This is a genomic window from Nocardioides sp. DN36, assembly GCF_055380375.1.
In genome coordinates this window covers 4,433,688-4,460,205 of sequence record NZ_AP043823.1, presented here as the reverse complement: position 1 = coordinate 4,460,205, position 26,518 = coordinate 4,433,688, and the positions used below count along the sequence as shown (strand labels likewise).

At 72.3% G+C, this 26,518-nt stretch carries 25 protein-coding genes and 1 tRNA gene; 8 read left to right on the top strand and 18 right to left on the bottom strand.

The window, feature by feature from the left end:
* Positions 1-9 precede the first annotated feature (9 nt).
* Entirely contained in the window at positions 10-570 is a 561-nt protein-coding gene (locus ACZ43H_RS22325) for a hypothetical protein (RefSeq protein WP_464586515.1), read from the bottom strand.
* Between the two features lie 221 nt (positions 571-791).
* Here ACZ43H_RS22325 and ACZ43H_RS22320 point away from each other — a divergent pair, with 221 nt between their 5' ends.
* Complete coding sequence (locus ACZ43H_RS22320; protein WP_464586514.1) at positions 792-3,350, top strand: hypothetical protein; 2,559 nt, start codon at positions 792-794, stop codon at positions 3,348-3,350.
* Between the two features lie 68 nt (positions 3,351-3,418).
* On the opposite strand, the gene ACZ43H_RS22315 is transcribed toward ACZ43H_RS22320, so the two are convergent.
* Positions 3,419-4,462: an alpha/beta hydrolase gene (locus ACZ43H_RS22315; protein WP_464586513.1), complete on the bottom strand. Its 1,044-nt coding sequence runs from the start codon at positions 4,460-4,462 to the stop codon at positions 3,419-3,421.
* Positions 4,463-4,514: 52 nt separating this feature from the next.
* Between ACZ43H_RS22315 and ACZ43H_RS22310 the strand changes: the two genes are divergently transcribed.
* Genes ACZ43H_RS22310 through ACZ43H_RS22300 form a run of 3 tightly spaced genes read left to right on the top strand, consistent with a single transcriptional unit; the run spans position 4,515 to position 7,443 of the window.
* Positions 4,515-5,636, top strand: coding sequence for a hypothetical protein (locus ACZ43H_RS22310; protein ID WP_464586512.1), 1,122 nt, complete (start codon positions 4,515-4,517; stop codon positions 5,634-5,636).
* Positions 5,633-6,016, top strand: a complete 384-nt coding sequence (locus tag ACZ43H_RS22305; RefSeq protein WP_464586511.1) for a hypothetical protein — start codon at positions 5,633-5,635, stop codon at positions 6,014-6,016. Before ACZ43H_RS22310 ends, ACZ43H_RS22305 begins: the two co-directional genes overlap by 4 nt.
* Positions 6,013-7,443: a hypothetical protein gene (locus ACZ43H_RS22300; RefSeq protein WP_464586510.1), complete on the top strand. Its 1,431-nt coding sequence runs from the start codon at positions 6,013-6,015 to the stop codon at positions 7,441-7,443. Before ACZ43H_RS22305 ends, ACZ43H_RS22300 begins: the two co-directional genes overlap by 4 nt.
* 121 nt (positions 7,444-7,564) lie before the next feature.
* Here ACZ43H_RS22300 and ACZ43H_RS22295 read toward each other — a convergent pair whose 3' ends face one another.
* Positions 7,565-8,842 (bottom strand): ATP-binding protein, encoded by a 1,278-nt coding sequence (locus tag ACZ43H_RS22295; protein WP_464586509.1) that lies wholly within the window; start codon positions 8,840-8,842, stop codon positions 7,565-7,567.
* A 95-nt stretch (positions 8,843-8,937) separates the two neighbouring features.
* Between ACZ43H_RS22295 and ACZ43H_RS22290 the strand changes: the two genes are divergently transcribed.
* The 3 genes from ACZ43H_RS22290 (at position 8,938) to ACZ43H_RS22280 (ending at position 12,797) form a co-directional block, all read left to right on the top strand.
* Positions 8,938-11,097 carry an RNA degradosome polyphosphate kinase gene (locus ACZ43H_RS22290; RefSeq protein WP_464586508.1) on the top strand — a complete coding sequence of 720 codons (2,160 nt, stop codon included), beginning with the start codon at positions 8,938-8,940 and terminating at the stop codon, positions 11,095-11,097.
* A 79-nt stretch (positions 11,098-11,176) separates the two neighbouring features.
* Positions 11,177-11,794, top strand: coding sequence for a DUF47 domain-containing protein (locus ACZ43H_RS22285; RefSeq protein WP_379185210.1), 618 nt, complete (start codon positions 11,177-11,179; stop codon positions 11,792-11,794).
* A 4-nt stretch (positions 11,795-11,798) separates the two neighbouring features.
* Positions 11,799-12,797 carry an anion permease gene (locus ACZ43H_RS22280; protein WP_464586507.1) on the top strand — a complete coding sequence of 333 codons (999 nt, stop codon included), beginning with the start codon at positions 11,799-11,801 and terminating at the stop codon, positions 12,795-12,797.
* 109 nt (positions 12,798-12,906) lie between these two features.
* Here the strand turns inward: ACZ43H_RS22280 and ACZ43H_RS22275 are convergent, their stop codons facing one another.
* The 6 genes from ACZ43H_RS22275 to ACZ43H_RS22250 all read right to left on the bottom strand — a co-directional run bounded on the left by ACZ43H_RS22275 (position 12,907) and on the right by ACZ43H_RS22250 (position 19,274).
* On the bottom strand, positions 12,907-13,962 hold the full coding sequence (locus ACZ43H_RS22275; RefSeq protein ID WP_464586506.1) for a hypothetical protein: 1,056 nt from the start codon (positions 13,960-13,962) through the stop codon (positions 12,907-12,909).
* Between the two features lie 218 nt (positions 13,963-14,180).
* Positions 14,181-14,960 (bottom strand): phosphate ABC transporter ATP-binding protein PstB, encoded by a 780-nt coding sequence (gene pstB, locus ACZ43H_RS22270; protein ID WP_464586505.1) that lies wholly within the window; start codon positions 14,958-14,960, stop codon positions 14,181-14,183.
* Positions 14,961-15,010: 50 nt separating this feature from the next.
* Complete coding sequence (gene pstA, locus ACZ43H_RS22265; protein WP_464586504.1) at positions 15,011-16,093, bottom strand: phosphate ABC transporter permease PstA; 1,083 nt, start codon at positions 16,091-16,093, stop codon at positions 15,011-15,013.
* Entirely contained in the window at positions 16,090-17,049 is a 960-nt protein-coding gene (gene pstC, locus ACZ43H_RS22260; protein ID WP_464586503.1) for a phosphate ABC transporter permease subunit PstC, read from the bottom strand. Before pstC ends, pstA begins: the two co-directional genes overlap by 4 nt.
* 98 nt (positions 17,050-17,147) lie before the next feature.
* A complete protein-coding gene (pstS, locus tag ACZ43H_RS22255; protein WP_464586502.1) occupies positions 17,148-18,245 on the bottom strand; it encodes a phosphate ABC transporter substrate-binding protein PstS in 1,098 nt (365 codons plus the stop codon).
* Positions 18,246-18,413: 168 nt separating this feature from the next.
* Positions 18,414-19,274 (bottom strand): NUDIX hydrolase, encoded by an 861-nt coding sequence (locus ACZ43H_RS22250; protein ID WP_464586501.1) that lies wholly within the window; start codon positions 19,272-19,274, stop codon positions 18,414-18,416.
* Positions 19,275-19,316: 42 nt separating this feature from the next.
* On the opposite strand from ACZ43H_RS22250, the gene ACZ43H_RS22245 reads away from it, so the two are divergent.
* Positions 19,317-20,378, top strand: coding sequence for a hypothetical protein (locus ACZ43H_RS22245; protein WP_464586500.1), 1,062 nt, complete (start codon positions 19,317-19,319; stop codon positions 20,376-20,378).
* A 6-nt stretch (positions 20,379-20,384) separates the two neighbouring features.
* On the opposite strand, the gene ACZ43H_RS22240 is transcribed toward ACZ43H_RS22245, so the two are convergent.
* The 9 genes from ACZ43H_RS22240 to ACZ43H_RS22200 all read right to left on the bottom strand — a co-directional run bounded on the left by ACZ43H_RS22240 (position 20,385) and on the right by ACZ43H_RS22200 (position 26,508).
* The gene (locus ACZ43H_RS22240; RefSeq protein WP_464586499.1) at positions 20,385-22,604 is read right to left on the bottom strand and encodes a heavy metal translocating P-type ATPase; all 2,220 of its coding nucleotides are present in this window, start codon (positions 22,602-22,604) and stop codon (positions 20,385-20,387) included.
* A gap of 76 nt (positions 22,605-22,680) precedes the next feature.
* Positions 22,681-22,887 carry a heavy-metal-associated domain-containing protein gene (locus ACZ43H_RS22235; RefSeq protein WP_464586498.1) on the bottom strand — a complete coding sequence of 69 codons (207 nt, stop codon included), beginning with the start codon at positions 22,885-22,887 and terminating at the stop codon, positions 22,681-22,683.
* Between the two features lie 25 nt (positions 22,888-22,912).
* Positions 22,913-23,206 carry a metal-sensitive transcriptional regulator gene (locus ACZ43H_RS22230; protein ID WP_464586497.1) on the bottom strand — a complete coding sequence of 98 codons (294 nt, stop codon included), beginning with the start codon at positions 23,204-23,206 and terminating at the stop codon, positions 22,913-22,915.
* Between the two features lie 76 nt (positions 23,207-23,282).
* A complete protein-coding gene (locus tag ACZ43H_RS22225) occupies positions 23,283-23,447 on the bottom strand; it encodes a hypothetical protein (protein WP_379185234.1) in 165 nt (54 codons plus the stop codon).
* Between the two features lie 242 nt (positions 23,448-23,689).
* Positions 23,690-23,893 carry a cold-shock protein gene (locus ACZ43H_RS22220; protein ID WP_028650227.1) on the bottom strand — a complete coding sequence of 68 codons (204 nt, stop codon included), beginning with the start codon at positions 23,891-23,893 and terminating at the stop codon, positions 23,690-23,692.
* A 307-nt stretch (positions 23,894-24,200) separates the two neighbouring features.
* Positions 24,201-24,836: a DUF305 domain-containing protein gene (locus ACZ43H_RS22215; RefSeq protein WP_464586496.1), complete on the bottom strand. Its 636-nt coding sequence runs from the start codon at positions 24,834-24,836 to the stop codon at positions 24,201-24,203.
* 65 nt (positions 24,837-24,901) lie between these two features.
* Positions 24,902-25,687: a thioesterase family protein gene (locus ACZ43H_RS22210; protein WP_464586495.1), complete on the bottom strand. Its 786-nt coding sequence runs from the start codon at positions 25,685-25,687 to the stop codon at positions 24,902-24,904.
* A gap of 65 nt (positions 25,688-25,752) precedes the next feature.
* A tRNA-Lys gene (locus tag ACZ43H_RS22205) sits at positions 25,753-25,825 on the bottom strand.
* Positions 25,826-25,926: 101 nt separating this feature from the next.
* On the bottom strand, positions 25,927-26,508 hold the full coding sequence (locus ACZ43H_RS22200; RefSeq protein ID WP_464586494.1) for an ArsR/SmtB family transcription factor: 582 nt from the start codon (positions 26,506-26,508) through the stop codon (positions 25,927-25,929).
* Between the last annotated feature and the right edge of the window lie 10 nt (positions 26,509-26,518).

Here is a 26,518-nt window from a genome sequence, read left to right as displayed (position 1 = left end):
GCGCGTGGCTCACGAGAGGAGCCCGGCGACCCAGCCCACGCCCGGGGCGTTGGTCTCGGCCGGCACGGTCTTGAACTCCCAGGCGAGCGAGGCGGTCTTGCCCTGGTCGGTGTCGGGAGAGGCGGCGTCGAGAGTGACGTCCACGCGGTACTTGTGAGAGGTGCCCGTGTCGAAGTCGGGGTCCAGCTCGACCGGAGTCTGCGCGCCGGTCGGGAACGCCGCGGTCGGCAGGAACACGGTGACGTCGGCACCCGTGCCGTCGACCTCGGTGAGCGTCAGCTTCAGGTTGCTCGAGAAGCCGCTGGTGCCGGCGGTCTGCTTGAGCGTCAGCACCGAGTTGATGTCGCCGGTGTTCGCGATCTCGACGGTGCCGGACACGGTCTTGCCCGGCTGCAGCTTGGTGACCTGCAGTGTCGCGTTGTTGTGATCGTTGGTGTGGATGAGCGTGCCGCCGGTCACCTTCACGTTGGAGTGGGTCGTGGACGTCCAGGTCGCGCCGGACCCGACGGTCACGGCGGCGGCGACGAGCATCGTCCCCAGCGGAATCAGCAGCTTGCGGTTGTTCTTCATCGTGGTCCCCCCACACAATCGCTCGTTCGACGAACGATTTCGTTGTTGTCCCTACCGATCGACGAACCTAGGCATTGCCCGTCCACGCGTCACCCACGCCTCATCCACGCGTGATCCACAAACGGGTAACAAGACGTCCTGCGCGCTGCCCTCCCGTGCGCGGGTGCCGGGGGTCGGCCGGGACGTGCCGGGGCTGCCGAGAGGCACTACGCTCCCGGTCGATGAACTCGGCCGCCATCCCTCCCCACGACGACCAGGTCGAGACCGGCTCTCGGCGCGACCGAGCGCGCCCCGACGAGGGCGGCGGGCGGCGCTGGCGACGGCGTACGGACGCCGCGCCGGCGTGGAACGAGAGCCCGGAGCAGGCGGTACGCCGGGCGGCCGAGCAGACCGCAGCCGCCGAGCGGGCCGCCACGCTGCGCCAGTCGGCCGAGCGCGCCGCCGCCGAGCAGGCCGCCGAGCGGCTGGTGGCCGAGGAGGCTGCCCGCGAGGCCGCGACCGCCCGCGCCGATGCGGACCGGCTCGCCGCCGAGCACGCAGCCACCGCCGCCGACGCCGTCGCGGCGCGAGAGGTGGCCGAGCGGGCGCTGGCAGTGCACGTCTCCGAGCGCGCATCGGCCGAGCAGGCCGCCGTCGACGCCCGGCACGCGCGCCGGGCCGCCGAGGCCGCCGCGCAGGAGCAGGCCGAGGCTGCCGAGCGCGCCCACGAGCTGCGAGCCGTCGCCGAGCAGGCCGCCGCCTCCGCGGCGGAGGCGCGCACCGCTGCCGACGAGGCCGCCCGCGACCAGGCCGATCTCGCCGCCGCGGCCCACGCCGCCCGTGCGGAGGCCGAGGAGGACGCCCGCACCCGCGCGGTGACCGCCACCCGCGCCCACGCCGACAGGGAAGCCGCCGAGCAGGCCGCCCGCGAGCAGGCCGAGCGGGCCGAGGAGGCGCACCGCGCCCGGCTCGCAGCCGAGGAGACCGCGACCCGTCTCGCCGACGAGGCCGCCGCCGCGGCGAGCGCGCACGCGGAGGCGTCGCGACTGGCCACCGAGGCCCGCGAGACCGCCGAGCGGGTGGCCGCCGGGCAGGCCGAGGCCCGCGCCGCCGCGGAGCGGATCGCCGCCGACCAGGCCGACGCTCGCGCCGCCGCCGAGGACACGGCCCGGTTGCAGGCCGAGCTCGCGGCCGGGGCCCACCAGGACCGGGCCCGGGCCGAGGCCGCAGCCGTCGCCGCCGCGGAGGCGGCCCGGCAGGCCCAGGTCGAGCGTCAGGCGGCCGAGGACGCCGCCCGGGACCAGGCGGTCCTCGCCGAGGAGGCAGGCCGGGCCCGGCAGGCCGCCGAGGAGGCCGCCGCCAGCCTGGCCGACGACGCTGCGGCCGCGGCCGGCGCGCACGCGGAGGCGTCCCGGCAGGCCACCGAGGCCCGGGAGGCGGCCGAGCACGCCGCCGCCTCGCAGGCCGACGCCCGGGCCGCTGCCGAGCGTGCCGCCGCCGAGCAGGCCGAGGCTCGCGCCGCGGCCGAGCAGGCGGCCCGGGCCCAGGCCGACCTCGCTGCCGAGGCCCACGAGCACCGGATGCGCGCCGAGGAGGACGCCCGCACCCGCGCGGTCGCGGCCACCCGCGCGCACGAGGAGCGGGAGGCCGCCGAGCGCGCCGCCCGCGAGCAGGCGGACGCCGCCACCGCGGCCGCCGCAGCTGCCGAGGTCGCGCACACCGCGGCCACCGAGCACGCCACGGCCGCCGCCGAGGCCCTGCGCGCCCGGGTCGCCGCCGACGGGCAGACCCGTGAGCACGCCGAGGCCGCCGCGGCAGCGCACCAGGCCAGGGCGCTGGCCGAGGCGGCCGCGGCCGAGGCCCTCGCGGCCCGTGAGGCCGCCGAGCACGAGGCCCGGGCCGCGCTCGAGCGAGCCGCCGAGGCCACGGACGAGAAGGCGTCGGCCGAGCGCCGGGCCCGCGAGGTGCTCGACGCCGCCGCCCGCGAGGCGACCAGCCACGCCGAGGCGCTCGCCGACGCGCTCCGGGCCCGCACGGAGGCCGAGGCGGCCGTCGCCGAGCAGGCCCGGGCGCGGGCCGACGCCGACCGGATCGTCGGGGAGCGCGCCCTGGACCGGGCCACCGTCGAGGCCGCCGTGCGCCACCAGGCCGAGCTCGCCGAGGAGGCGATGCGCGAGCGCCGCGAGGCCGAGGACCGCGCCCGCGAGCTCGCCCTCGCCCTGGCCGAGACCCGCGCGCTGCTCCTCGACGAGCTGACCACCCGCCGGCGCTGGTGGCAGCGCACCACCCCCGTGGTGCTGCCGCCGCTCCCCGCCACGGCCGCCGAGACCGAGCCCTCATCGCCCCTTCCCTCCCGTGCGGCCGCGACGGCCGACGACGAGCCGGTCACCTTCGACGCGCCCGCGCGCAGCGTCGCGACCTCGATCGGGCTGGGCCTGGCCGCAATCGCGGCGGCCGCGGTCGCGGCGTACTCCTTCAGCGGCGCCGGGCCCGACCGCACCGTGGGCGTGGTTGCGACCGTGTGTGCGGTGCTGCTGGCGATCCCCGCGTTCCGGAACCGGCCCCCGCGCTCGCACGTGCGCATCGACCACGGCGTGGTCGACATCGTGGCCGGGGAGCGCCAGCACCGCTTCGACCTCGGCAACGAGGGCACCGCACTCGAGCTGGTCGGCACGCCGGGCGAGCGCGACTGGAGGGTGCTGTTCCTGCGCCGCGGCCTCGAGCCGGTCTCCGTGGACGCGCGGATGGTGGACGGCGTCGCGTTCACCGAGGCGCTGCGGACCTGGCGTCCGGGCCTCTGAGCCGCCGGGACGTCATGCAGATCGTGGGTCCTAGACCACGATCTGCATGACGTCCGCGCGGGGTCTGATCAGGCCAGTGCGGCCTTGAGCCGCGCGGCGATCTCGGCGTTCGCGGCGCGGCTGGAGCGGGCGGTGCCGACGATGTTGAAGAACCCGTGGATCTGGTCGGGGAACCGCCTCAGCTCCACCTCCACCCCCGCGTCGGCCAGCTTGCGGGCGTAGGCCTCGCCCTCGTCGCGCAGCGGGTCGAAGCCGGCGGTGACGACGTACGCCGGGGCCAGGCCGGGCGGCAGGTCGGCGTACAGCGGCGAGAGCCGGGGGTCGCGCGGGTCCACCCCGGCGGGCACGTAGTTGGCGGTCGCGAGGTCCATGAAGTCGCGGGTCAGGTAGAAGCCCTCGGCGAACATCGCGCGGCTGCCCTGCGTGGCGGTGTGGTCGGTGCCGGGGTAGACGAGCAGCTGGAACGCCAGCGGCAGCCCCTCCCGCGCCGCCTCGATCGCGGTGGTCGCGGCCAGGCAGCCGCCGGCCGAGTCACCACCGACCGCCAGTCGCTGCGGGTCGGCGCCCACGAAGTCGGCGTTGGCGACCAGCCAGCGGTACGCCGCCAGCGCGTCGTCGTACGCCGCGGGGAACGGCTCCTCGGGCGCGAGCCGGTAGTCGACCGCGAGCACCCGTACGCCGCTCTGCTCGGCCAGGAACCGGCAGGCGGCGTCGTGGGAGTCGAGGTCGCCGTAGATCCAGCCGCCGCCGTGCAGGAACAGCAGCACCGGTCCCGTGGCCGGCGCGTCGGTGGGGACGTAGAGCCGGGCGGGGAGGTCGCCCACCGTGAGGCTGCGCACCGCGCCGATCGGCTGGCTGCCGCCGGTCATCGACGAGTGCCGCAGGATCGCGGCCCGGCCGTCGGGGATCGGGAGGGTCTCGGCGCCGGCCTCGCGCGCCAGCCGCTGCAGCCGCAGCGCGAGCTGGGTGTCGGTGGCGAGGGTCTGGCCGTCGCGGACGATCGGCTTCCCGGCGAGCCGGCGCTGCACCGGCTCCGGCAGCGCCATGGCGCCGCGCAGGCTGAGCGTCTTGAGTCGGTGGTTCGCGTCTGCCATCCGCTGCTTGAACGTCACGGGCGCACCCTAACGACGTTCAAGGCCGACGTGTCGGGGTAGTAGTTGCCCCGTGGACACCCGTCGGCTGCTCGAGGCCCTGCTGCTGCCCGTGCTCGTGCTGCCGGGGGTACTGCTCGCCGGGGATGCTGCGTTTGCCCACGCTCCGGGTGCGTCCGACACCTACGAGCAGGCGGCCGTGGCCGGCTGGGCGGCGAGCCCCGTCTACCTCAGCCCCGACAGCGGCGCGCTCACGCCCGACCAGGCCGCGGCGCTGGCCGACCGGATCGAGGGCTGGCGCGACGACGTGCACGTGGCGGTGCTGCCGGCCGCCGCGCTCCCCGGGTCCGACGGCGCCCAGGCGTCGGCGAGCGCGGCCGCGGCGCTGATCGACCGGTTGCACGCGGGGCTGGGCGAGGACGGCGTCTACGTCGTGAGCTTCAGTGGCCGGGGGACGTACGGCGCGGGGTACGGCGCCGCTGCGGGTGCCGACGAGGTGGGCGGCATCGTCGCCTCGCAGGTGGACGCGCACACGCTCGGCCAGGTCGACGCCACCCTCAACGCGATCCTCGACGACCTCGGCGCCCCCGGCGGCTCCGGCTTCCCGTGGGTGTGGCTGGTCGTCGGCGTGGCGGTGCTCGCGACCGGCGCCGCGGTCGCGCTCTGGGCGCGCCGCTCGCGCCGGACGGTGCTGCCGAGCGGCGAGGTGTGGGCCGGCCCGGCCGACTACCGGCCCAGCTTCGCGATCCAGCCCGACGAGGACGACACCCTCGCCCAGCGCGCGGCCCTCGCCCGCGAGGACGTGATCCGGCTCGGCGAGGAGATCGACCGCGAGGACCTGCCCACCGACGACCCGGCGGTCGCCGGGCACGTGCAGGCGGCGCTCGACGCGTACGCCGACGCCTCCCGGCGCGTGGGCGCCTTCGCCGAGGACGGTGTCGACGGTGCCGACAGCGTCGACGTGGACGACGCCGGGCTGCGGCAGCTCGGCGAGATCAGCGACTACGCCCGCTGGCAGCTCGGCTGCGCGCGCGCCCGCCTGGCCGGCGCTCCGCTCCCGCCCCGGCGGGTCCCCTGCTTCCTCGACCCCGGTCACGGCACCTCGGTCGCCGACTGGTCGTGGGCGCCACCCGGCGGAGTCGAGCGCCCGGTCCCGGTGTGCGCCGCCTGCCTGGCCCGGCTGAGGGCGTCGTGACGGCGCCCGTTCCCGCCCGGCCGTCCCGGGCGCCGTCCCGGGCGAAGCGCGTGCTCGTGTGGGCCCTCGCCGCGCTGGTCTGCCTGGCGGGAGCGTTCACCGCGCTGGCATTCTGCGTCGTCGGTCTGGCGAGGTACCTCGAGGACTACTGCTTCACCAGCGTCCCCGCTCCCGCGGAGGGCGTGGTGGTGCACGGTCCGTCCTTCGACTGGCCGGCCACCGTGCGGTGCGGCTACGACGACGCGCCCGACGTCGTGGTCACCGACTGGCAGCCGCTGCTCTGGATCACCGGCGTGACGCTCGCGACGGTGGCCGGGATCGTCGTCGTGCTCCTCCTCGCCCGCGCGCTCACCAGGAACGTCCCGGAAGGACCCGCATGAAGATCAACCTCGCCAAGGTCGTGCCCGCCCTGGTCTGGATCGGCATCGGGCTGTTCTGGCTCGTCGCCCAGACCGGCGGTGGCAGCGGCAGCGACGAGGCCGATGACTGGTCGGGCTACGTCAGCACCGACACCGGCGAGGTCGACCGCTACCTCGACAAGGTGGGGGTCGAGCTCGCGCAGCCCGGGTTGTACGTCGACCCGGACGTGATCGCCTCCGGCGGCCTGACCGAGGCGCAGGCGGACCGGATCGACGAGGCCGCCGGCCGGACACCCGGGCCGGTGCGGATCGCCGTACTCCCCGCAGCGAAGCTGAGCCCCGAGGACTACGAGGGCGCCCCGCTCGCCTACGACCCCGACGAGATGACCGCGCAGCTCTACGACCGGGTGGGGGTGGACGGGACCTACGCGCTGCTGGTCGACGCGCCCAGCCAGTCCGCCGGGCGCTCCTTCACGGCGTACCAGTGGGCCGAGGAGCGCCCCTTCTACGACGTCGAGCGCGCCGTCGACGACGCGGTCGACTGCTGCGCCCCGGCGTACGACGGCATCCTGACCCGGTTCGTCGCCGAGGCCGGAGACGAGAAGACCAACTGGCTGGCCGTGGCCGCGTGGGTGGTCGGCGGGGTGGCCCTGCTGGTGGCGCTGCTGCTCGGCTGGCGCTGGTGGAGCCGCCGGCGGCGGGTGCGCGCGGACGACGCGGAGGTGGCGGACACCCTGCGCGGACCGTTGAACGAGGAGGTCATCGAGCTTTCGGGGCGGGTCAGTGCGCTGCCGGCCGACTCCGCCGTCGAGGGCGTCGGGGTGCGGACCCGCCGGGTCCTGGACTGGATCGAGGAGGCGCGGCACCGGCTCGACGCGATGGACTCCCCGGACGACGCGGAGGCGATCACCACCCGGCTCGCGGACGCGCGCTACCAGCTGGCCGTCATCGACGCGCTCGAGCACGGCCGACCGGTGCCGGAGCGGACCGCGCCCTGCTTCTTCGACCCGAGGCACGGGATCAGCGTCGACACCCGGTCCTTCACCCCCGAGCACGGCGAGGAGCGGCTGGTGCCCGTGTGCGCGGCCTGCCTGACCCGGCTCGACGCGCACGAGCAGCCCGAGATCCGACGGATCCCGAGCAAGCGCGGCCTCGTCCTCTACTGGGAGGCCGACCGGGCCAGCCGCCCCTACGTCAACGGCTACTGGCAGCAGCACCGTTTCGCCGACCGCCGGATGGAGCTGATCCGCCGGACCCCGGCCCGCGCGTTCTCCCTCGGCTCGACCCCCGCGCACCACGCCCCCTCGCGCCCGTCGCGGGGCATCACGTTCGTGTGGGAGAGCAGCGGCAGCGGCCGGTCCTCGTCCTCCGGTGGCAGCCGTCGCTCCTTCGGCGGTGGCTCCTCCCGTCGGTCCTCCCGCCGGTCCGGTGGTAGCCGCGGCTTCTAGGGGATAGTCCGGCACGTTTCTGACGTCCCGCGGGATAGTCCGGCACGTTTCTGACATCGGCGGGATAGTCCGGCACGTTTCTGACGCCGCGACTGGTCAGAACGTGCCGGACTATCCGTCCTCAGGGGCGCAGGGTGGCCACGAAGACGTGGCGGCCGCCGGCGAGGCTCCGGGACTCGACGGTCAGCTCGACCACGGTCTCGGTGCCGTCGCAGCGCAGCGCGGGGACCGAGACCGGCTGGCCCAGGAGCGGGGCGCGGCCGGTGGCCAGGTGCATGGTGAAGCCCGCGAGGTGGGCCTGACGGAAGCGGGGCGGGATGATCCACAGCAGGCGACGGCCGACCAGCTCCGCCTCGTCGGCGTACCCGAGCATCGTCAGGGCGGGCCGGCTCACCGCGATGATCCCGTTGGTGTCGTCGGCGGCGATCACCGCCTCACCGGAGCGCGAGACCTGCTCACCGGCCCAGTCGAGCGGCGTACGCCCCGGCGGCGGAGCCGCCTCGCTCTGGTCCACCCACGGCACTGGCGCCTCGCCGCGGCTCTGCCGGTCGACCTCCTCGCACACCCAGCGCCGGAACGCCCGGATCTCCGGCTGGGTGGGCGGGTTGAGGAACTCGCCGGAGTCCGCGAGCGCCAGCGCCGCGTCGAGGGTCTCGTCGAGCACCCGGAAGTGCGCCAGCGCGTCCAGCGGCACCGCCAGCACCTCCCGCTGGCTTGAGACGCCCGGCTCGACGGCGGTCGCCATCACCAGGGCGGGGTCCTCGCCCACGCCCGGGTCGGGCAGGTGGTCGAGCAGCAGCGAGATCGCCTCGCTCGAGGCGGCGTGCGCCTGCAGGCCATCGAGGTCGGCCTCGTCCCCGATGCTCGCGAGGAGGTACTCCCGCAGCAGCGCCTCGGCGTGCTGGTGCCACGCGACGTGCAGCAGCAGCGGCACGTTCATCAGCTCGACGTGCACCGTGCCTCGCTCGTCGCGGCGGCTCAGCACCTGCAGCTCGCCGAGGCCGTCGCCGTCGTACGTCGTCAGCTCGCCCTCCCCCGCACCCGCGGCGAGCTCGAACCAGACCGTCTTGCCGGCGTCGTGACTGTCCACGCCCCAGCGGTCCACGGTGCTCTGCAGCAGCCGCAGCCCGCGGCCGGTCCCGGCGAGCGCGTCGTTGTGGCGGACCGTCGGCAGCTGGTCGCTCCCGTCGCTGACCTCGACCCGCAGCCCGGACTCGCCGAGCGCCGTCGCGACGTCGATGCGGGTCCCGGCGTGCACGAGGGCGTTGGTGACCACCTCGGTCACGACCAGCTCGGCGGCCTCGAGCAGGTCGTCGCGGCCCGCACCGGTCAGCAGCTCACGCACCTGGCGACGCGCGTCACCGACGCTGGACGGATGAGGGTCGAAGCTGCGGTGCACGCGATGTGCCGGTTCCTCCACAAGGGGAGTTGTACCCCATCGGTCGGGCCGTGAACGTCATCTCTCGTTCACCGGGTGGTGCGACACTGAAGGGCATGAGCCCCGAGAGCGTGCCGAGCGTCACCCAGCCGGTCGAGGAGGTCGGCGGACACGAGACGTTCGACGTGGAACCGCCGTACTTCCCCGACGACGAGGAGCTCGCCGCCGTCGAGAAGTACGACGACCGCTTCCTGGACCGTGAGCTCTCCTGGCTGCACTTCAACCAGCGGGTGCTCGAGCTCGCCGAGGAACGCGACCTGCCGCTGCTGGAGCGGGTGCGGTTCCTGGCCATCTTCACCAGCAACCTCGACGAGTTCTTCATGGTCCGGGTGGCCGGCCTCAAGCGCCGCATCGCCGCCGGGCTGGCCGTCCGCGCGGCCTCGGGGCTGATGCCGCGCGAGGTGCTCGAGCAGATCTGGACCACCAGCCGCGGGCTCATGGAGCGGCACGCCCGGCAGTTCAGCGAGGAGATCGTGCCCGCCCTGCGCGACGCCGGCATCTCGCTGGTCCGCTGGGACGACCTGGACCGCGACGAGCAGAAGTTCTGCAAGCGGATGTTCCGCGACCGGGTCTTCCCGGTGCTCACGCCGCTGGCGGTCGACCCGGCCCATCCGTTCCCCTACATCTCGGGGCTCTCGCTCAACCTCGCCGTGCTGGTGCGCAACCCCAAGACCGGCAAGGAGCACTTCGCCCGGGTCAAGGTGCCGCCGATCTTCGCCCGGTTCGTGCCGCTGGGCAACCAGCGGTTCGTGCCGCTGGAGGACGTGATCCGCCAGCACCTCAACCGGCTCTTCCCCGGCATGGACGTCCTGGAGGTGCACAGCTTCCGGGTCACCCGCAACGAGGACCTCGAGGTCGAGGAGGACGACGCCGAGAACCTCCTCGCCGCCCTGGAGAAGGAGCTGCTGCGACGCCGCTTCGGCCCGCCGGTGCGCCTCGAGGTCGAGGAGTCGATCTCCCCGGCCGTGCTCGAGCTGCTGGTCAGCGAGCTCGGCATCACCGACGAGGAGGTCTTCCACCTCAACGGGCCGCTGGACCTGCGCGGGCTGCACGACATCGCTGACCTGCCGCGCGAGGAGCTGAAGTACCCCGCGTTCGTCCCGACCACCCACCCGCGGCTCGCCGAGGTCGAGTCGGCCGCGCCCGTGGACGTGTTCAAGGCCGCGCGGCGCAACGACGTGCTGCTGCACCACCCCTACGACTCGTTCGCGACGTCGGTGCAGCGCTTCATCGAGCAGGCCGCCGCCGACCCGCACGTCCTCGCGATCAAGCAGACGCTCTACCGCACCTCGGGCGACTCGCCGATCATCGACGCCCTCATCGACGCCGCCGAGGCCGGCAAGCAGGTGCTGGTGATCGTGGAGATCAAGGCCCGGTTCGACGAGCAGGCCAACATCCGCTGGGCCCGCAAGCTGGAGCAGGCGGGCTGCCACGTGGTCTACGGCCTGGTCGGCCTCAAGACCCACTGCAAGCTCTCGCTGGTGGTCCGCGACGAGCCCGACGGGATCCGCCGCTACGCCCACATCGGCACCGGCAACTACAACGGCAAGACCGCCCGCATGTACGAGGACCTCGGCCTGATCACCACCGACGAGCTGGTCACCGAGGACGTCGCCCACCTCTTCAACAACCTGTCCGGCTGGTCGCGCAACGCCATCTACGGCCAGCTGCTGGTCGCCCCCGACTCGGTGCGCATCGGCCTGGTCGAGCAGATCCACCGCGAGATCCACCACCACCAGGCCGGGCGCCCGTCGGGCATCCGCTTCAAGGCCAACTCGATCGTCGACGAGGGGGTCATCGACGCGCTCTACCTCGCCTCCCAGGCCGGGGTCCCGGTCCAGCTGCTGGTGCGGGGCATCTGCGCGCTGCGGCCCGGCGTACCCGGCCTGTCGGAGACGATCGAGGTGCGCTCGGTGCTCGGGCGGTTCCTCGAGCACAGCCGGGTCTACTGGTTCGAGAACGCCGGGGAGCCGGTCGCCTGGATCGGCTCGGCGGACATGATGCACCGCAACCTCGACCGGCGTGTCGAGGTGCTGGTGCGGCTCCCCGACGGCGAGAACGTCGAGGCCGTCGGCCGGCTGCTCGACCTCGCCTTCGACCCCGACACCAGCGCCTGGCTGCTCGACAGCACCGGCACGTGGACCCGCAACGAGGGTGGCGTGCATCTCCAGGAGACGCTCATCGAGCGTCAGCGGAGGCGTCGGACGTCCTCTTGACAGGGTCCTCGCTTGCATCTTTCGGGATCGCACCCCCTAGCATGATGGCCGTTCTTCTCCTCCTCACCAGGAGTTCTCCGTGGGTTTGCGATTCCGCCCGGTCGACACGACTTTCTACGACCTCTTCACCGAGTCCGCACAGCACCTCGTGACGGGTGCCGGCCTGCTGGCCGAGATGCTCAGCGACCCTGCTGACCACGAGGACGTGGCCCGCCGGATGCGCGAGGCCGAGCACCAGGCCGACGAGACCACGCACGCCATCGTCCGGCGAGTGAACAGCACGTTCGTCACGCCGTTCGACCGCGAGGACATCTACGCGCTCGCCTCGGGTCTCGACGACGTGATGGACATGATGGACGAGGTCGTCGACCAGATCCTGCTGTACGAGGTCAAGGTGCTGCCGTCCGAGCTGTCGGCCCAGGTCGAGGTCATCCAGCGCTGCGCGGAGATCACCGCCGCCGCGATGCCGCAGCTGCAGTCGATGCAGTCGCTCGACGAGTACTGGATCGAGATCAACCGGCTCGAGAACGCCGGCGACAAGAACCACCGCCGCACGCTCGCCAACCTCTTCTCCGGCGAGTTCAAGGCGATGGAGGTGCTCAAGCTCAAGGACATCGTCGAGTCCCTCGAGGCTGCCATCGACGCCTTCGAGAAGGTCGCCAACATCGTGGAGCAGATCGCGGTCAAGGAGTCCTGAAAGCATGGACCTCGCGATCGTCATCGCGGTAGTCGTCGTTGCCCTGAGCTTCGACTACACCAACGGTTTCCACGACGCGGCCAACGCGATCGCCACCTCGGTGTCGACGCGCGCGCTCACGCCGCGCATCGCGCTGCTGCTGGCCGCGGTCATGAACTTCGTCGGCGCGCTCCTCGGCCAGGAGGTCGCGCAGACGGTCAGTGAGGTGATCGTGCCGCCCGAGGGCAACGCCGGCCTGATCGTCGTGCTGGCAGGGCTCCTCGGCGCGATCGCCTGGAACCTCATCACCTGGTACTTCGGGCTCCCGTCGTCCTCCTCGCACGCCCTGATCGGCGGTCTGGTGGGCTCCGCCCTGGCCGCCGGGGCCGCGGTGCACTGGAAGACGATCGTCGACAAGGTCGTCATCCCGATGGTCGCCTCGCCGATCGTGGGCTTCGCCCTGGCGTTCCTGGTGATGCTCTCGATCATGTGGATCTTCCGCCGCCGCAACCCGCACCGGGTCTTCCGCGGCTTCCGGATGTCGCAGACGCTCTCTGCCGCGGCACTCGCGCTGGGCCACGGCCTGCAGGACGCCCAGAAGACGATGGGCGTGATCTTCCTGGCGCTGGTCGCCTCCGGCTACGCCTCGGCAGGCGACCCGCTGCCGCTGTGGGTCGTCGTCGGTGCCGCGAGCGCGATCTCGCTCGGCACCTACTCGGGTGGCTGGCGGATCATGCGCACCCTCGGCCGCCGCATCATCCACCTCGACCCCGCCCGCGGCTTCTCCGCCGAGTCGGTCGGTGCCGCGGTGCTCTACACGACCGCGTTCGTCTGGCACGCGCCCATCTCGACCACCCACGTGATCACGTCCTCGATCATGGGTGCGGGCGCCACCAAGCGCTTCTCCGCGGTCCGCTGGGGCGTGGCCCGCTCGATCGTCACCGCCTGGGTGCTCACCTTCCCCGCGGCCGGCCTGGTCGCCGCGCTCTGCTACGAGATCCTGCACGTGGCGATCCCCGTCTGAGCGGGATAGTCCGGCACGTTTCTGACCTGGCCCCCGGCCGGGGCGATAGTCCGGCACGTTTCTGACGGGATTCCTGTCAGAAACGTGCCGGACTATCTGATTTGGGGCCTCAGCCAGCCCGGTAGCGCAGCACCCGGCCTCGTTCGATCTCGGTCAAGGCCCGCCTGGCCGCCACGGTGGAGGTGTCGATCCACCAGGCCGGCTGGTCCAGCGTCCAGCTCCTGCACGAGTCCGGGATGAGCGCCGCCCGGGAGTACGCCGCGTGGATGCGGGCCACGAAGGTGACGGGGTCGGCGTGGTCGGCCGCCGTCATCGCGACGTACTCCAGACCGTGCTCGCGCAGCTCGGCCTCGCGGACCGCGTCGCGGCGGCGCTGGGCCTCGACCAGGTGCAGCGGCCCGTCGTACTCACCGATCACCCCTGCGTCGGGGTCGAACAGGTCCGGCGTCGCCAGGTGGCGCCCGTGCGGGTCGAAGATCGGGACGTTGCACAGCGGCCTCGGCCGGTTCGCGTCGACCATCCAGGTGACGCGCATGAAGCTCTCCTGCGGCGACCACGAGTTCTCGTCGGCCAGGCCGATCCCCTCCCGACAGCGCGGGATGCCGGTCCACGAGCTCAGCGTGGCGGCGTACGCCGCTGCCTCGACGATCGACACCAGGTCGTGGTGGGCGGCCATGTCCAGCGCCAGCACGGCCCGTCGTACGTCGCGCGCATAGCGCATCTCGAAGCAGACAGCCCGGACCAGGGACGTGGTCCTCAGCCCGTCGATCTCGGTCAGGTCGCGGGGATGGAGCCCCTCCTCGCAGATGTGCACCCCGCGGCGGCTCCGGACGTTGCCGCCGATGGCGAGGGTGACCGGCCGGAGGGCGTGGCCGCCCTCGACGAGGCCCCCGAACCACCGTCCTCCGGCCCACCGCAGTGCCGCCCAGCCCGTGACGCCGCCGTACGCCGGGAGAAGCGCCGCCGCCTCGACGATCCGCTGCTCGGGGAGTTCGGGGTCGACGTGGCTCGGCACGTAGAGGCCCCACGAGGAGCTCCGCCACTCCCCCCGGCGGACCTGGGAGAGCCGGGGGCCCGCTGCACCCGCGGGGTCGACCCGCACCGGGGCCACGAGGTGCGGGCGACAGGGATGGAACGGCGGCGGCTGGAACGCGGCACTGGACATGCCGTCAGCGTCCGGACGGAGGCGCCGCGCCGCGACCGGTCATCCACAGGAGGCGGCAGGAGGGCGATAGTCCGGCACGTTGTGGACGGTTTCTGTCCTGTGAACAGGTCAGAACGTGCCGGACTATCCCGGGGGAAGCCGGCTCACGTCAGAAACGTGCCGGACTATCCCGAGGAAACCGGCCCGCGTCAGAAACGTGCCGGACTATCCGACGTGAATCAGCCGAAGCGACCCGAGATGTACGCCTCGGTGGACTCGTTGTCGGGGTTGGTGAACATCTTCTTGGTGGGGTTGAACTCGACCAGGTGGCCGGGCTCGCCGGTGGCCTTGAGGTTGAAGAAGCCGGTGTCGTCGGAGACGCGGGCGGCCTGCTGCATGTTGTGGGTGACGATCACGATCGTGTAGTCCGACTTGAGCTCATGGATCAGGTCCTCGATCGCGGAGGTGGAGATCGGGTCGAGGGCCGAGCAGGGCTCGTCCATGAGCAGCACCTGCGGCTCCACGGCGATGGCGCGGGCGATGCAGAGGCGCTGCTGCTGGCCACCGGAGAGGCCCATGCCGGGCTTGCCGAGCCGGTCCTTGACCTCGGCCCACAGGTTGGCGGCGCGCAGGGACTTCTCGACGATGTCGTCGGACTCCGACTTCTTCAGCTTCTTCGCGTTCAGCCGGTTGCCCGCCAGCACGTTGTCGTAGATCGACATCGTCGGGAAGGGGTTCGGCCGCTGGAAGACCATGCCGATCTGGCGGCGTACGGCGACCGGGTCGACCGACGGGTCGTACAGCGACTGGCCGTCGACCATGATCTTGCCCTCGACCCGGGCACCGGGGATCACCTCGTGCATCCGGTTCAGCGAGCGGAGCATGGTGGACTTGCCGCAGCCCGACGGGCCGATGAACGCGGTCACCGAGCGCGCCTTGATGGTCATGTTGACGCCCTGCACGGCGAGGAAGTCGCCGTAGTAGATGTTCAGGTCCGAGACGTCGATGCTCTTGGCCATGGTCTGAGTGTTCCTTGTCTGTCGAAGGGGAGGGGCCCGGGGTCTCCGGGTCAGCCCTTCTTGGGGGTGAAGAACTTGCCGACGACCCGCGCGAGCAGGTTCAGCACCATCACGATCACGATGAGGACGAGCGCGGCGCCCCACGCCCGGGCGATGCCCGGCGCCTCGCTGCTCCCCACCGGCGCGACGCCCGGCTGGGTGAAGGAGTAGTAGATGTAGACCGGCAGCGTCGTCATCCGCTCGTTGAACAGGTTGGTGTTCACCGAGTCGGTCTTGCCGGCGATCACCAGCAGCGGCGCGGTCTCGCCGATCACGCGCGCGATCGCGAGCGTGACGCCGGTGATGATGCCGCCCATCGCGGTGGGCAGCACCACCTTGGTGATGGTGCGCCACTTCGGCACGCCCAGGGCGTACGACGCCTCGCGCAGGTCGGCGGGCACGAGGCGCAGCATCTCCTCGGTCGCGCGCACGACGATCGGGATCATCAGCAGCGACAGCGCCACCGAGCCGCCGAAGCCCATCCGCGTGTCCGGCCCGAACAGCAGCACGAAGAGCGCCAGGGCGAAGAGCCCCGCCACGATCGAGGGGATGCCGGTCATCACGTCCACCAGGAACGTGATCCAGCGGCCCAGCCGGGTGCCCTTGCCGTACTCCACGAGGTAGATCGCCGCGAAGATGCCCACCGGGACCGAGATGACCGCGGCCGCCGCGGTGACCAGCAGGGTGCCGATCAGGGCGTGGTAGATGCCGCCGCCCTCGCCGACGACGTTGCGCATGGAGTAGGTGAGGAACTCGCCGTTGATCACCGACGCGCCCTCCGCGACGACGGTCCAGATGAGCCAGACCAGCGGCAGCACGGCGACGCCGAAGGAGGACCAGATCAACGCGGTCATCAGTCGGTCGACCGCGGCGCGGCGGTTCTCGACGGCCAGCGACCAGGCCGGCAGCCCGACCAGGAACAGCACGAGCGCGAGCGCCAGCCAGCCGACGAGGCCCCAGCCCAGCAGCATCGCCGGCAGGCCGGCGGCGGCGACGGCGAGGACCAGCACCAGCACGGGCGCCCACTTCGGCAGCAGCGGGTGGGAGAGCCGCATCGGTGCGGCCAGGTCACGGGTGGCCTCGGTCGTGCTCATCGCGCCATCCTCCGTTCGTTGCGGCCCACGACCCACCGGGCGGCGAAGTTCACCGCGAACGTGAAGGCGAACAGCACCAGGCCGGTGGCGATCAGGACGTGCAGCTTGTCCGGCGTGGCCTCGGCGAAGCTCGACGCGATGTTCGAGGCCACGGTCGCGGGGTTGGTGTTGGAGATCAGGTTCAGGGTCACGATCGGCGAGGCGGAGAGCACCATGGCCACCGCCATCGTCTCGCCGAGCGCCCGGCCCAGGCCGAGCATGACCGCGGAGACCATGCCGGATCGGGCGTAGGGGAAGACCGAGAGGCGGACCATCTCCCAGCGGGTCGCCCCCAGCGCGAGCGCGGCCTCCTGGTCCAGCCGCGGCGTCTGCGCGAAGACCTCCCGCGAGATCGCGGTGATGATCGGCAGGATCATGATCGCCAGCACGATGCCGGCGGTGAAGATCGTGCGGCCGGTCACCGACGGCGGGCCGGCGAAGAACGGGATGAACGACAGGTGGGCGTAGAGCCACTCGTGGACCGGCACCAGCCAGGTCGCCAGCGAGCGGGCGCCCCACAGGCCGAAGACCACCGACGGTACGGCGGCCAGCAGGTCGATCACGTAGGCGACCGGCACCGCCAGGCGGCGGGGCGCGTAGTGGGAGATGAACAGCGCGATCCCGAACGCGAACGGCACCGCGAGGATCAGCGCCAGCACCGCCGCGAGGATGGTGCCGTAGATCAGCGGCCCGACGTAGCTCAGGAAGCTGTCGTTGGGCGCGTAGGTGCCGGCGGGCAGGCCGAGGCCCGGCACGCCCTCGATGGTGAGGAAGACGAAGACGCCGGCGAGCGCGGCGAGGATGACCAGACCGGCTGCCTTGGCCGTGCCTGCGAACAGGCGGTCGCCGCGGCTGCGGGGTGGCTTCCCCGAGGCCTGTGCCGGAGCCCCTTGGGGGGCGGCGGTGGTGACGGACACGGTGCTCCTTGGACTGCTGGTCGATCAGGGGAACGCCAACGTGCGGCGGACCGGCGAACCGGCCCGCCGCACCCCGGCGTACGAACTGTCGGTGATGGCTACTTCGCCGCGATCTTGTCGACGATCGAGGCGGCCTCCTGCTGCAGGCTGGACTCCAGCGGAGCCGAGCCGGCCTGGTCCGCGGCGGCCTGCTGGCCCTCCTCGGACACGACGTAGGAGAGGTAGGCCTTCACGAGCTTGGCGTCGTTGGCGTCGTCGTAGGTGGGGCAGGCGATGAGGTACGACGTCAGCGAGATCGGGTAGGTGCCCGACTCGGTCGAGGTGCGGTCGACCTCGATCGCCATGTCGTTCTCGCCACGACCCTTCACCCGCGGGGAGAGGGCCAGCACCTTGGCGGCGCCGTCGGCGGACGGAGCGTTGTACTCCGAGCCGACCTTGATGGCGGCGACGCCGAGGTCACCGGCCTGGCTCTCGTCGGCGTAGCCGATGGTGCCGTTGCCGGCCTTGACGGCGGCCACGAGACCCGAGGTGCCCTCGCCGGCCTCGCCACCCTTGATCGGCCAGACGCCGTCGGGGTCGTACTTCCACGCGCCCTCGCCGGCCTGGCTGAGGTAGTCGGTGAAGTTCGACGTGGTGCCCGAGTCGTCGGAGCGGTGGACGGGCGTGATGGTCTCGTCCGGGAGGTCGGCGTCCGGGTTGTCCCGCGCGATCTCCGGGTCGTTCCACTTGGTGATCTTGCCGGCGAAGATGTCGGCGATGACCGGGCCGGACAGCTGGAGGTTGTCCACGCCGTCGAGGTTGTAGATGACCGCGATCGGGCTGACGTACGCCGGGACCTCGATGACGTCGCCGCCGCAGCGCTCCTTGGCCTTGTCGAGCTCGCCCTCGTCGGTGCTCAGGGCGGAGTCGGAGCCGGCGAACTTGTAGGCGCCGGAGATGAAGTTCTCGCGACCGGTGCCCGAGCCGACCGGGTCGTAGTTGACGGTGACGCCGTCGCCGTTGGCGCTCTGGAAGCCGGCGCGCCACGCCCCCTGCGCGGACTCCTGGGCCGACGAGCCACCGCCGTTGAGGGTCCCGCTGAGGCTCGAGTCGCCGCTGCCGCCGCTGGACTCGTTGCCGGCTGCGCAGGCGGACAGCGCCAGCGTCAGGGCGGCGATACCGGGCACGACTGCCCGGCGGATGGAAGTGCTCTTCACTTCGTTCTCCTGATGTCTCTCTCGGGGATGACAGCAGGGACGCTAAGGAGCGCAGGTGTCCGGCTACGGGGTCGACGGTGAACGAGGGGTGAACTCGAACCGCCCACTCGTCAACAGAGCGGGACCGGTGAGACGGCGATCACGTGAACAAGGGCCGGAGGTCTTGACTCAGCGGATCTGATGGCCCTCCGTCGCGACCACCTTCCCCTTGCGCAGGTGCACGACGAGCAGCCCCGCCGGCTCCAGCTGCGGGTCCTCGATCCCGAGGGCGTCGAACACCGCCGGCAGCACCGGCCGGTGGGTGCACAGCACGGCCCCCTCGTCGGCGTGGACGAGGTCGTCGACCGCCGCGAGCACCGACTCCGCGGTGGCGTCCTCCTCGCTCAGCCCGTGCTCCAGCTCGAGCTTCCAGTCGGTCGTGTCGGCGTACGGCTGGACCGACTGGACGCAGCGGGTGCTGCTCGAGCTGACGATCCGGCTGACGTCGTACGCCGCGAGCAGCGGCACCAGCCGCTGGGCCTGGGTCTGCCCGGCCACCACGAGCGGGCGGAGCCGGTCGTCGTGCCGCCACGCCTTGCGGGAGCGGGCGGCGCCGTGCCGCAGCACCACCAGGGCGTGGGTCTTGCGGCGCTGCCGCAGCGCCTCGGCCAGCGTGTCCCGGTCGTGGGGGTAGGTCAGCCGCGCGCACGCCTCGTCGAACCCGACCCACTCGACGGCGTCGATCTCGTCGTTGGCGGCGTAGTCGCTGACGTCGTCGTCCCCCACGACCCGGCCGGCCCAGTAGAAGACGGTCTTCATCCGGTTGTTGCCGTTGCGGTAGCGCTGCGAGCTCAGCGGCGGGCCGAGCCGCACGTGCAGGCCGGTCTCCTCGGCGACCTCACGGACCGCGGCGGCGGTGGGGTGCTCCCCGCGGTCGAGCTTGCCCTTGGGGAACGACCAGTCGTCGTACCGCGGACGGTGCACGAGCAGGACCTTGCGGCCCGGCCGGAAGACCACGACGCCGGCAGCGAGCACGTCCCTCAGTGGCATGCCGCTAGTCTCACACCACCCCGCCCCAGGACAGGAGACCCCGTGCGCAAACGCCTCACGATCGTCGTCGTGGCGGTGCTCGCGGCGGTGCTCGTGCTGGGCGTGGCCATCGGCGGGCTGCTGTGGTGGCGCGCCCGGCCGTCCACCGACCTGCAGCGCGCGGCCTCGATGGCCCCGTCGGACGCCGAGCGGCTCTCCTGGACCGACTGGTCGGGGATCCGCCGCGTGCTCGGCGCCCCGCTGACGGCCGACTCGTCGGTCGGCCGGCTGGGGCACTTCCTGGACCGGGGCTACGAGCGGGACCTCACCTCGACCTCGGCGCTGGTGCAGTCGGCGCCGGTGCTGCAGGAGCGGTTCGGCTTCTCCCCCGCGACCGCCGACTGGGAGCTGTTCAGCCAGTCCGGCAAGGGCGCGGTCGTGATGATCCACCTCCCCGACGACGCGGACTTCGACGAGATCGGCGACGACCTCGCCCGGGTCGGCTACACCCGGCCGTCCTCCGACACCGGCGTGTGGCGCGGCGGCGAGGACCTGCTGAACTCGATCGGGCCGGACCTGACCCCCGAGCTCCAGTACGTCGCCCTGGTCCCCGACGAGCACCTCGTGCTGACCAGCGACAACGCCGACTACCTGGCCTCCTCGGTGGACGGTCTCGACGGGGAGGGCGCCCCCTCGGACCTGACCGACGTCGTCGACGCCAGCGGCTCGCCCCTGTCCGCATCCGTGTACGCCGGCGACTACACCTGCTCGGCGCTGGCGATGAGCCAGGCCGACCAGAACGACCAGGACATCGCCGACGAGCTGCTCGCCGACGCCGGCGAGGTGAACCCGATCAAGGGGTTCGCGATGTCGGTGCAGACCGACCGGCGGGTCCGGGTGGTGATGTCGTTCGAGACCGACGAGCAGGCGCGGACCAACGCCGACACGCGCGCCACCCTGGCCGCCGGCCCGGCTCCCGGTCAGGGCGGCGACTTCAGGGACCGGTTCTCGGTGGGCTCGGTGACCGCCGACGGCCACCTGGTCACGATGAACCTGGTGCCGAAGGAGGGCGAGTACGTCCTCTCCGACCTGAGCACCGGGCCGGTCCTCTTCGCCACCTGCTGACCGCCGTCAGGAGAAGCGGCGCAGGCGCAGGCTGTTGGACACCACGAACACCGACGAGAGCGCCATGGCGGCGCCGGCCAGCATCGGGTTGAGCAGCCCGACAGCGGCCAGCGGCAGCGCGGCCACGTTGTAGGCGAACGCCCAGAACAGGTTGCCCTTGATCGTGGCGAGGGTACGCCGGGCCAGCCGCACCGCGTCCGCGGCGACCGTCAGGTCACCCCGCACCAGCGTCAGGTCGCTCGCCTCGATGGCGATGTCGGTGCCGGTGCCCATCGCCAGTCCGAGGTCGGCCTGGGCCAGCGCGGCGGCGTCGTTCACCCCGTCGCCGACCATCGCCACGACCCGGCCCTCGTCCTGCAGCCGCTTGACGACGTCCACCTTGCCGGCGGGCAGCACGTCGGCGACCACCTCGTCGATCCCGACCTCGGCGGCGACCGCACGGGCCGCACGCTCGTTGTCACCGGTCAGCAGGACCGGCTCGAGCCCGAGGTCGCGCAGGGCGCGCACGGCCGCCGCGGACGTGGGCTTCACGGTGTCGGACACCACGAGGACGCCCCGGGCCCGGCCGTCCCAGCCGACCGCGACCGGGGTACGCCCCTCGGCCTGCGCCGACTCGACGGTGGCCGCCAGGTCGGCCGGCAGCGGCTGGGACCGGTCGGCGAGCAGCCGCGGCCGCCCGACCAGCACGGCCCGGCCCTCGACGACGCCCTGCACACCGAGACCCTCGACGTTCGCGAACTCCGTGGACACGGGCAGGCCCTCGGGGAGCTCACCGGCACCCTCCAGGACTGCGCGAGCCACCGGGTGCTCGGAGCCGGCCTCCAGCGCGGCGGCGAGGCGGCGTACGTCCTCGGTGGACTCCCCCGCCGTGGCCACCACCGCGACGAGCGCCATCCGGCCGGTGGTGACGGTGCCGGTCTTGTCCAGCACGACGGTGTCGACCCGATGGGTGGACTCGAGCACCTCGGGCCCCCGGATCAGGATCCCGAGCTGCGCGCCGCGGCCGGTGCCGACCATCAGCGCCGTCGGCGTGGCCAGCCCCAGCGCGCACGGGCAGGCGATGATCAGGACCGACACCGCCGCGGTGAACGCCGCCGACGCGCCGGCCCCGGCGACCAGCCAGAAGCCGAGGGTCCCGACGGCCAGTGCGATCACGACCGGCACGAAGAACCCGGAGATCCGATCGGCGAGGCGCTGCACGTGGGCCTTGCCGTTCTGGGCCTCCTCGACCAGCTGCGCCATCTGGGCGAGCTGGGTTTCGGCGCCGACCCGGGTGGCGCGTACGACGAGCATCCCGCCCGAGTTGACGGTCGCGCCGGCCACCTCGTCACCGGGCCCGACCTCGACCGGGACCGGCTCGCCGGTGAGCATCGCGGCGTCGACGGCGGACGTGCCGCGCTCGACCACCCCGTCGGTGGCGACCTTCTCTCCCGGGCGCACCACGAAGAGCATCCCGACCCCGAGCCGGTCGGCCGGCACCGGCCGCTCCCGGCCGTCCTCCAGCAGGGTGACCTCCTTGGCGCCCATCTCCATCAACGCGGCCAGCGCGGCCCCGGCCTGCCGCTTGGACCGCTTCTCGAACCATCGGCCGGCCAGCAGGAACGTCGTCACCCCCGCGGCAGCCTCGAGGTAGATGTTGTCGAGGCCGTCGGTGCGCTGCACGGTCAGCTCGAACGGGTGCGTCATGCCGGGCATGCCCGCCGTGCCCCAGAACAGCGCGACCAGCGACCAGCCGAACGCCGCGAGCACCCCCATCGAGACCAGCGTGTCCATGGTGGAGGTGCCGTGCCGCAGGTTGGTCCAGGCGGCCCGGTGGAAGGGCCAGGCACCCCAGACCACGACCGGCGCGGCCAGCGTCAGCGACGCCCACTGCCAGTAGGTGAACTGCAGGACAGGCACCATCGCCAGCAGCACGACGGGCAGGCTCAGCACGGCCGAGACGACCAGCCGCTGTCGCAGCGCGTCGAGCTCGACGTCGGCCTCGGTCCGGTCGTCGAGCCGCTCCCGACCGGCCGGGGCGGGCAGCCGGGCCGTGTAGCCGGCGGCCTCGACGGTGGCCAGCAGCTCGTCGGTGCTGACCGTCCCGGGGTAGCTGACCTTCGCCTTCTCGGTGGCGTAGTTGACGGTGGCGACCACGCCGTCGAGCTTGTTGAGCTTGCGCTCGATCCGGTTCGCGCAGGAGGCGCAGGTCATCCCCGCGATGGTGAGCTCGACGTCGGTGGTCATGGTCGGTATCCGTCGACCGCGTGCACCGCCGCCGGGCCGGCGAGAGAGCCGGCCACGCGCGGCGGCGTACTCGTGCTCATGCCAGGACGTATCCCGCCTCTACCACGGCTGCCTCGACGGTCGCGCGGTCGAGCGGGGCGGCGCTGGTGACGGTGACCGTGCCGGTCTCGAGGACGACGTCGACGTGCTCGACGCCGTCGATCTCGGCGACCTCCTCCGAGACGGACGCGACGCAGTGGCCGCAGGTCATGCCGGTGACGGTCCAGGTGCTCTGGGTGCTCACGAAGTCTCCTCGGGTCCGGTGGTGGTCAGGAGCGGACCAGCCGCGCGATCGCGTCGACGGCCTCGCTGACCTTCTCGCGCGCCTCGTCGTCACCCGCGCGGGCGGCGTCGACCACGCAGTGGTTCATGTGCTCCTCCAGCAGGCCGATCGAGACGGCGTGCAGGGCCTTGGTCATCGCGGAGACCTGGGTGAGGATGTCGATGCAGTACTTCTCCTCCTCGACCATCCGCTGCAGACCGCGCGCCTGCCCCTCGATGCGGCGCAGCCGCTTGAGGTAGTCGTCCCTGCGGTGGATGTAGCCGTGCTGGTGCTCTTCCATACCACCACGATACCCCCCTACGGTATGAACTCAACCGCAGGAGGTGGGCCCGAGAGCGAGGAGGGCCGGGGTAGGTCTAGCTGGCCTGTCGCGGCTCGGGAGCGACGCCGAGGATCTCGTCGATCTGCTCGGCAGGCAGGTGTTCGTCGGCCTCACTGGCGGCGATGATCAGGTTGGTGGTGAGCTCCACCTCGCCGAGCAGGTCGGCGTCTTCGAGAGTGACGTCGAACTGATCGTGCACCTTCTTGGCTCCCTTGGGTCATGCGTGTGGTCGGACAGCCCCCGTGCGACAAGCGTGCCCGACGCCCCGCGGAATCAAACCCTCGGGTGAAAATCTGACCCGTTTGGGGGACACGGATCACCCGACCGGGCCAGCGCCCCCAGCCCGCCCGGGAAGGCACGCAAATGGGACGAGGCCCCACCCGATCGGGTGGGGCCTCGTTGAAGACGGACGACAGGTGCCGGCCGGTCCTCTATCCGCGATCAGAGCGGACGGACGTTCTCCGCCTGGGGGCCCTTGGGGCCCTGGGTGACGTCGAACTCGACCTTCTGGTTCTCGTCGAGGGACTTGTAGCCCTGCGACTGGATCGCCGAGTAGTGCACGAAGACGTCGTCGCCGCCGTCCTCCTGCGCAATGAAGCCGAAACCCTTCTCGGCGTTGAACCACTTCACGGTGCCCTGAGCCATTTGCTCGTTACTCCTTCATCGGGGCGAGAATCGTCACTTCGACGATCCGCATCAGATGCGGTGACACGTCGCTCCGACTGCGTGAGTGGCACACACGAAGAAGAAACGCCGTTGGATCACAAACTCCGCGGGCGTCAGACCTGCTGGAACTTGCACCTGTTGCACGACCGACACTACCAAGCCCGGGGTCCGGATCCAGTTTCCGGACAACACATTTCTCATCGCGGGGCGTGAAGGTTCGGTCACGCCGGCGTGTCAGGCCGGGAAACAGCCGTCGATGGTGCTGCGCATCTCGGGGTGCGCCGGATCAGCCGAGCAGCTCCTGCATGGTCTCGATCTCGGCGGCCTGGCTGCTCTCGATCGACTTCGCCAGGCGTACGGCGTCGGGGAACCGGCCGTCCTCCTGCTCGGCCTCGGCCATGTCGATCGCGCCCTGGTGGTGGTCGACCATCATCTCCAGCCACATGTCCTGGAACTCGGCGTCCGACGCCGCGGCCAGGTCGTCCATCTCCTCGGCCGACATCATCCCGGGCATCTCGTCGGCGTCGTCCATGCCGTGCATGCCGTGGGAGTCGGCGTTGGCGTGGTCGAGCGAGGTGGCCGGGACCTCCTCGCCCCATGAGGTGAGCCAGTCGCTCATCTGCTCCACCCCGGGCACCTGCGCGTCGCGGATCCCGGCCGCGAGCGCCTCCACCTCGGGGTCGAGAGGGCGTCCCCGCGTCATCTCCACCATCTGCACAGCCTGCGCGTGGTGCGGGATCATCTGGGTCGCGAACGTGACGTCGGCATCGTTGTAGACGTCACCGTTGGCCGCGGTGCTGGTCGCCGCCGGCTGTGCGTCGCCGTTGCCGCCGTTGTCGCCGCAACCTGCCAGCGCGGTCGCCAGGATCGCGGTGAGCGCCAGGGCGGCCGCTCGGGTCGGGTTGGTCCTGCGGTGGGTCACGTCGTCTCCTGGGGGTCGGGGGTTCGTGGCCGAGGGCCGCCTCCGAGCCTAGGAGGCCGACCGAGTCACCCCAGGGGCCGGATCGTCAGGACCTGCGCGGCCCGGCCGACGGGCCCGTCCTGGTCGTGCAGCACGCTGGACGTCAGCCCGAAGCCGTCCTCCCCGAAGACCACGCTCGTGTCCAGGCCCACCCACGGTCCCCGGGGCCGGCGGTACAGGTGGACGGACAGGTCGACGTTCGGGAACATCCAGGTCTTCGGTGACTCGCGCACCGCGATCCCGTTGGCGGTGTCGACGAGGGCGACGTACCGCGCCAGCTCGCTGGCGTCCTCCCCCGCCACCAGGTCGAGGTGGGTGGTGACCCAGGCAGCGGTCCGACCCGGCTCGGGCTCCGCGATCGGGCGTACGTCGAGCGACGCGATGTAGCCACCCGGCCACACCGAGGTCAGCGGCCAGGGCTCGAGACCGTCGGGCGCCGCGAGCGGGGCGGGCTGGCCGCCGGCCACGGCCCGGGTGTCGCTCGGGGCGAGCAGCCAGGCCCGGACCCGGAGCGCCGGCCGGTCCGCCGCGGTGACCACCGCCTCGACCAGCTCGATGGTGCGCCCGGGACGCACGACGGAGACCTCGAGCTCGAACCCCTCGAGAGCGATCACGCCGAGGATGTCGGCGGTGATGCGCCCGACCCGCAGCCCGTCCCCGCGCCGGGCGGCGGCGTCCCGCTCGATCTCGTGCACCACCAGCCCGACCATGGGGCTGATGTGCTGCTCGGTCGTCGACCAGGCGCCGCCGGTCCAGTCGGTGGGGAGGAAGCGGCGCTCGCCTGCGCGCACGAAGTAGCTCTCGCTGGACACCGTCCTGGCCACCTCCTGTCCCGGTCGTCCTCGATGACGACACGGTACGAGGAGCTCGGGATCGGTAGGCCCCGTGGGACTCGAACCCACAACCAAGAGATTAAAAGTCTCCTGCTCTGCCAATTGAGCTAGGGGCCCAGGGAGGACAGGGTATTGGTCGACAGAACCCGCTGGACAACTCGCGCGTGCTTCCGGGACCTCACGAGACCCGGTTCAGCCCACGATCCTCGAGCGCACCATCACTCCGCCGCCGGCAGGGTGGGGTGTTGCGTGGGGTAGATGCCGATCGCGAACCCGTACACGGTCTCGCCGGACCTCGGCATCCGGTCGAACTCCTCCACCAGCTGGGCCATCCGGTCCCAGAACTCGGAGGCCCGGTCCTCCGAGAGGCGCGCGTGCCGGATGCAGCCCCAGAGCTTGCCCTGCTCGAACGCCTGCGCGGACTCCCGGGCTGCCACCTCGAAGTCGTTGAAGTCGACCGGCATCTCTCCCCCGGCAGGCGAGGGCTCCGCCGCCACGTAGAACATCCGCGCGGTGCGCCCGTAGAAGCGCTCCTCGATCGCCCGCACCCGACGGGTGCGCACCACGTGCAGCAGGCCGTTGCGGGTGAGCACCTCCACGTGGTGCGCGACCGTGCTCTTGGGGCGCTCGACCGCGGCCGCGAGCTCCGTGACGGTCGCGGCCCGCTCGTGCAGGAGCTGCAGGATCGTGGTGCGGAGCGGGTGGCCGATGGCCTTGACCTGGGCCGGGCTGGTCAGCGCCATCCGATCCGCCAGCTCGTAGTCCGGAGGATTGCCGGCGTCCGGGGGATTGTCGGCCACGACCAGACAG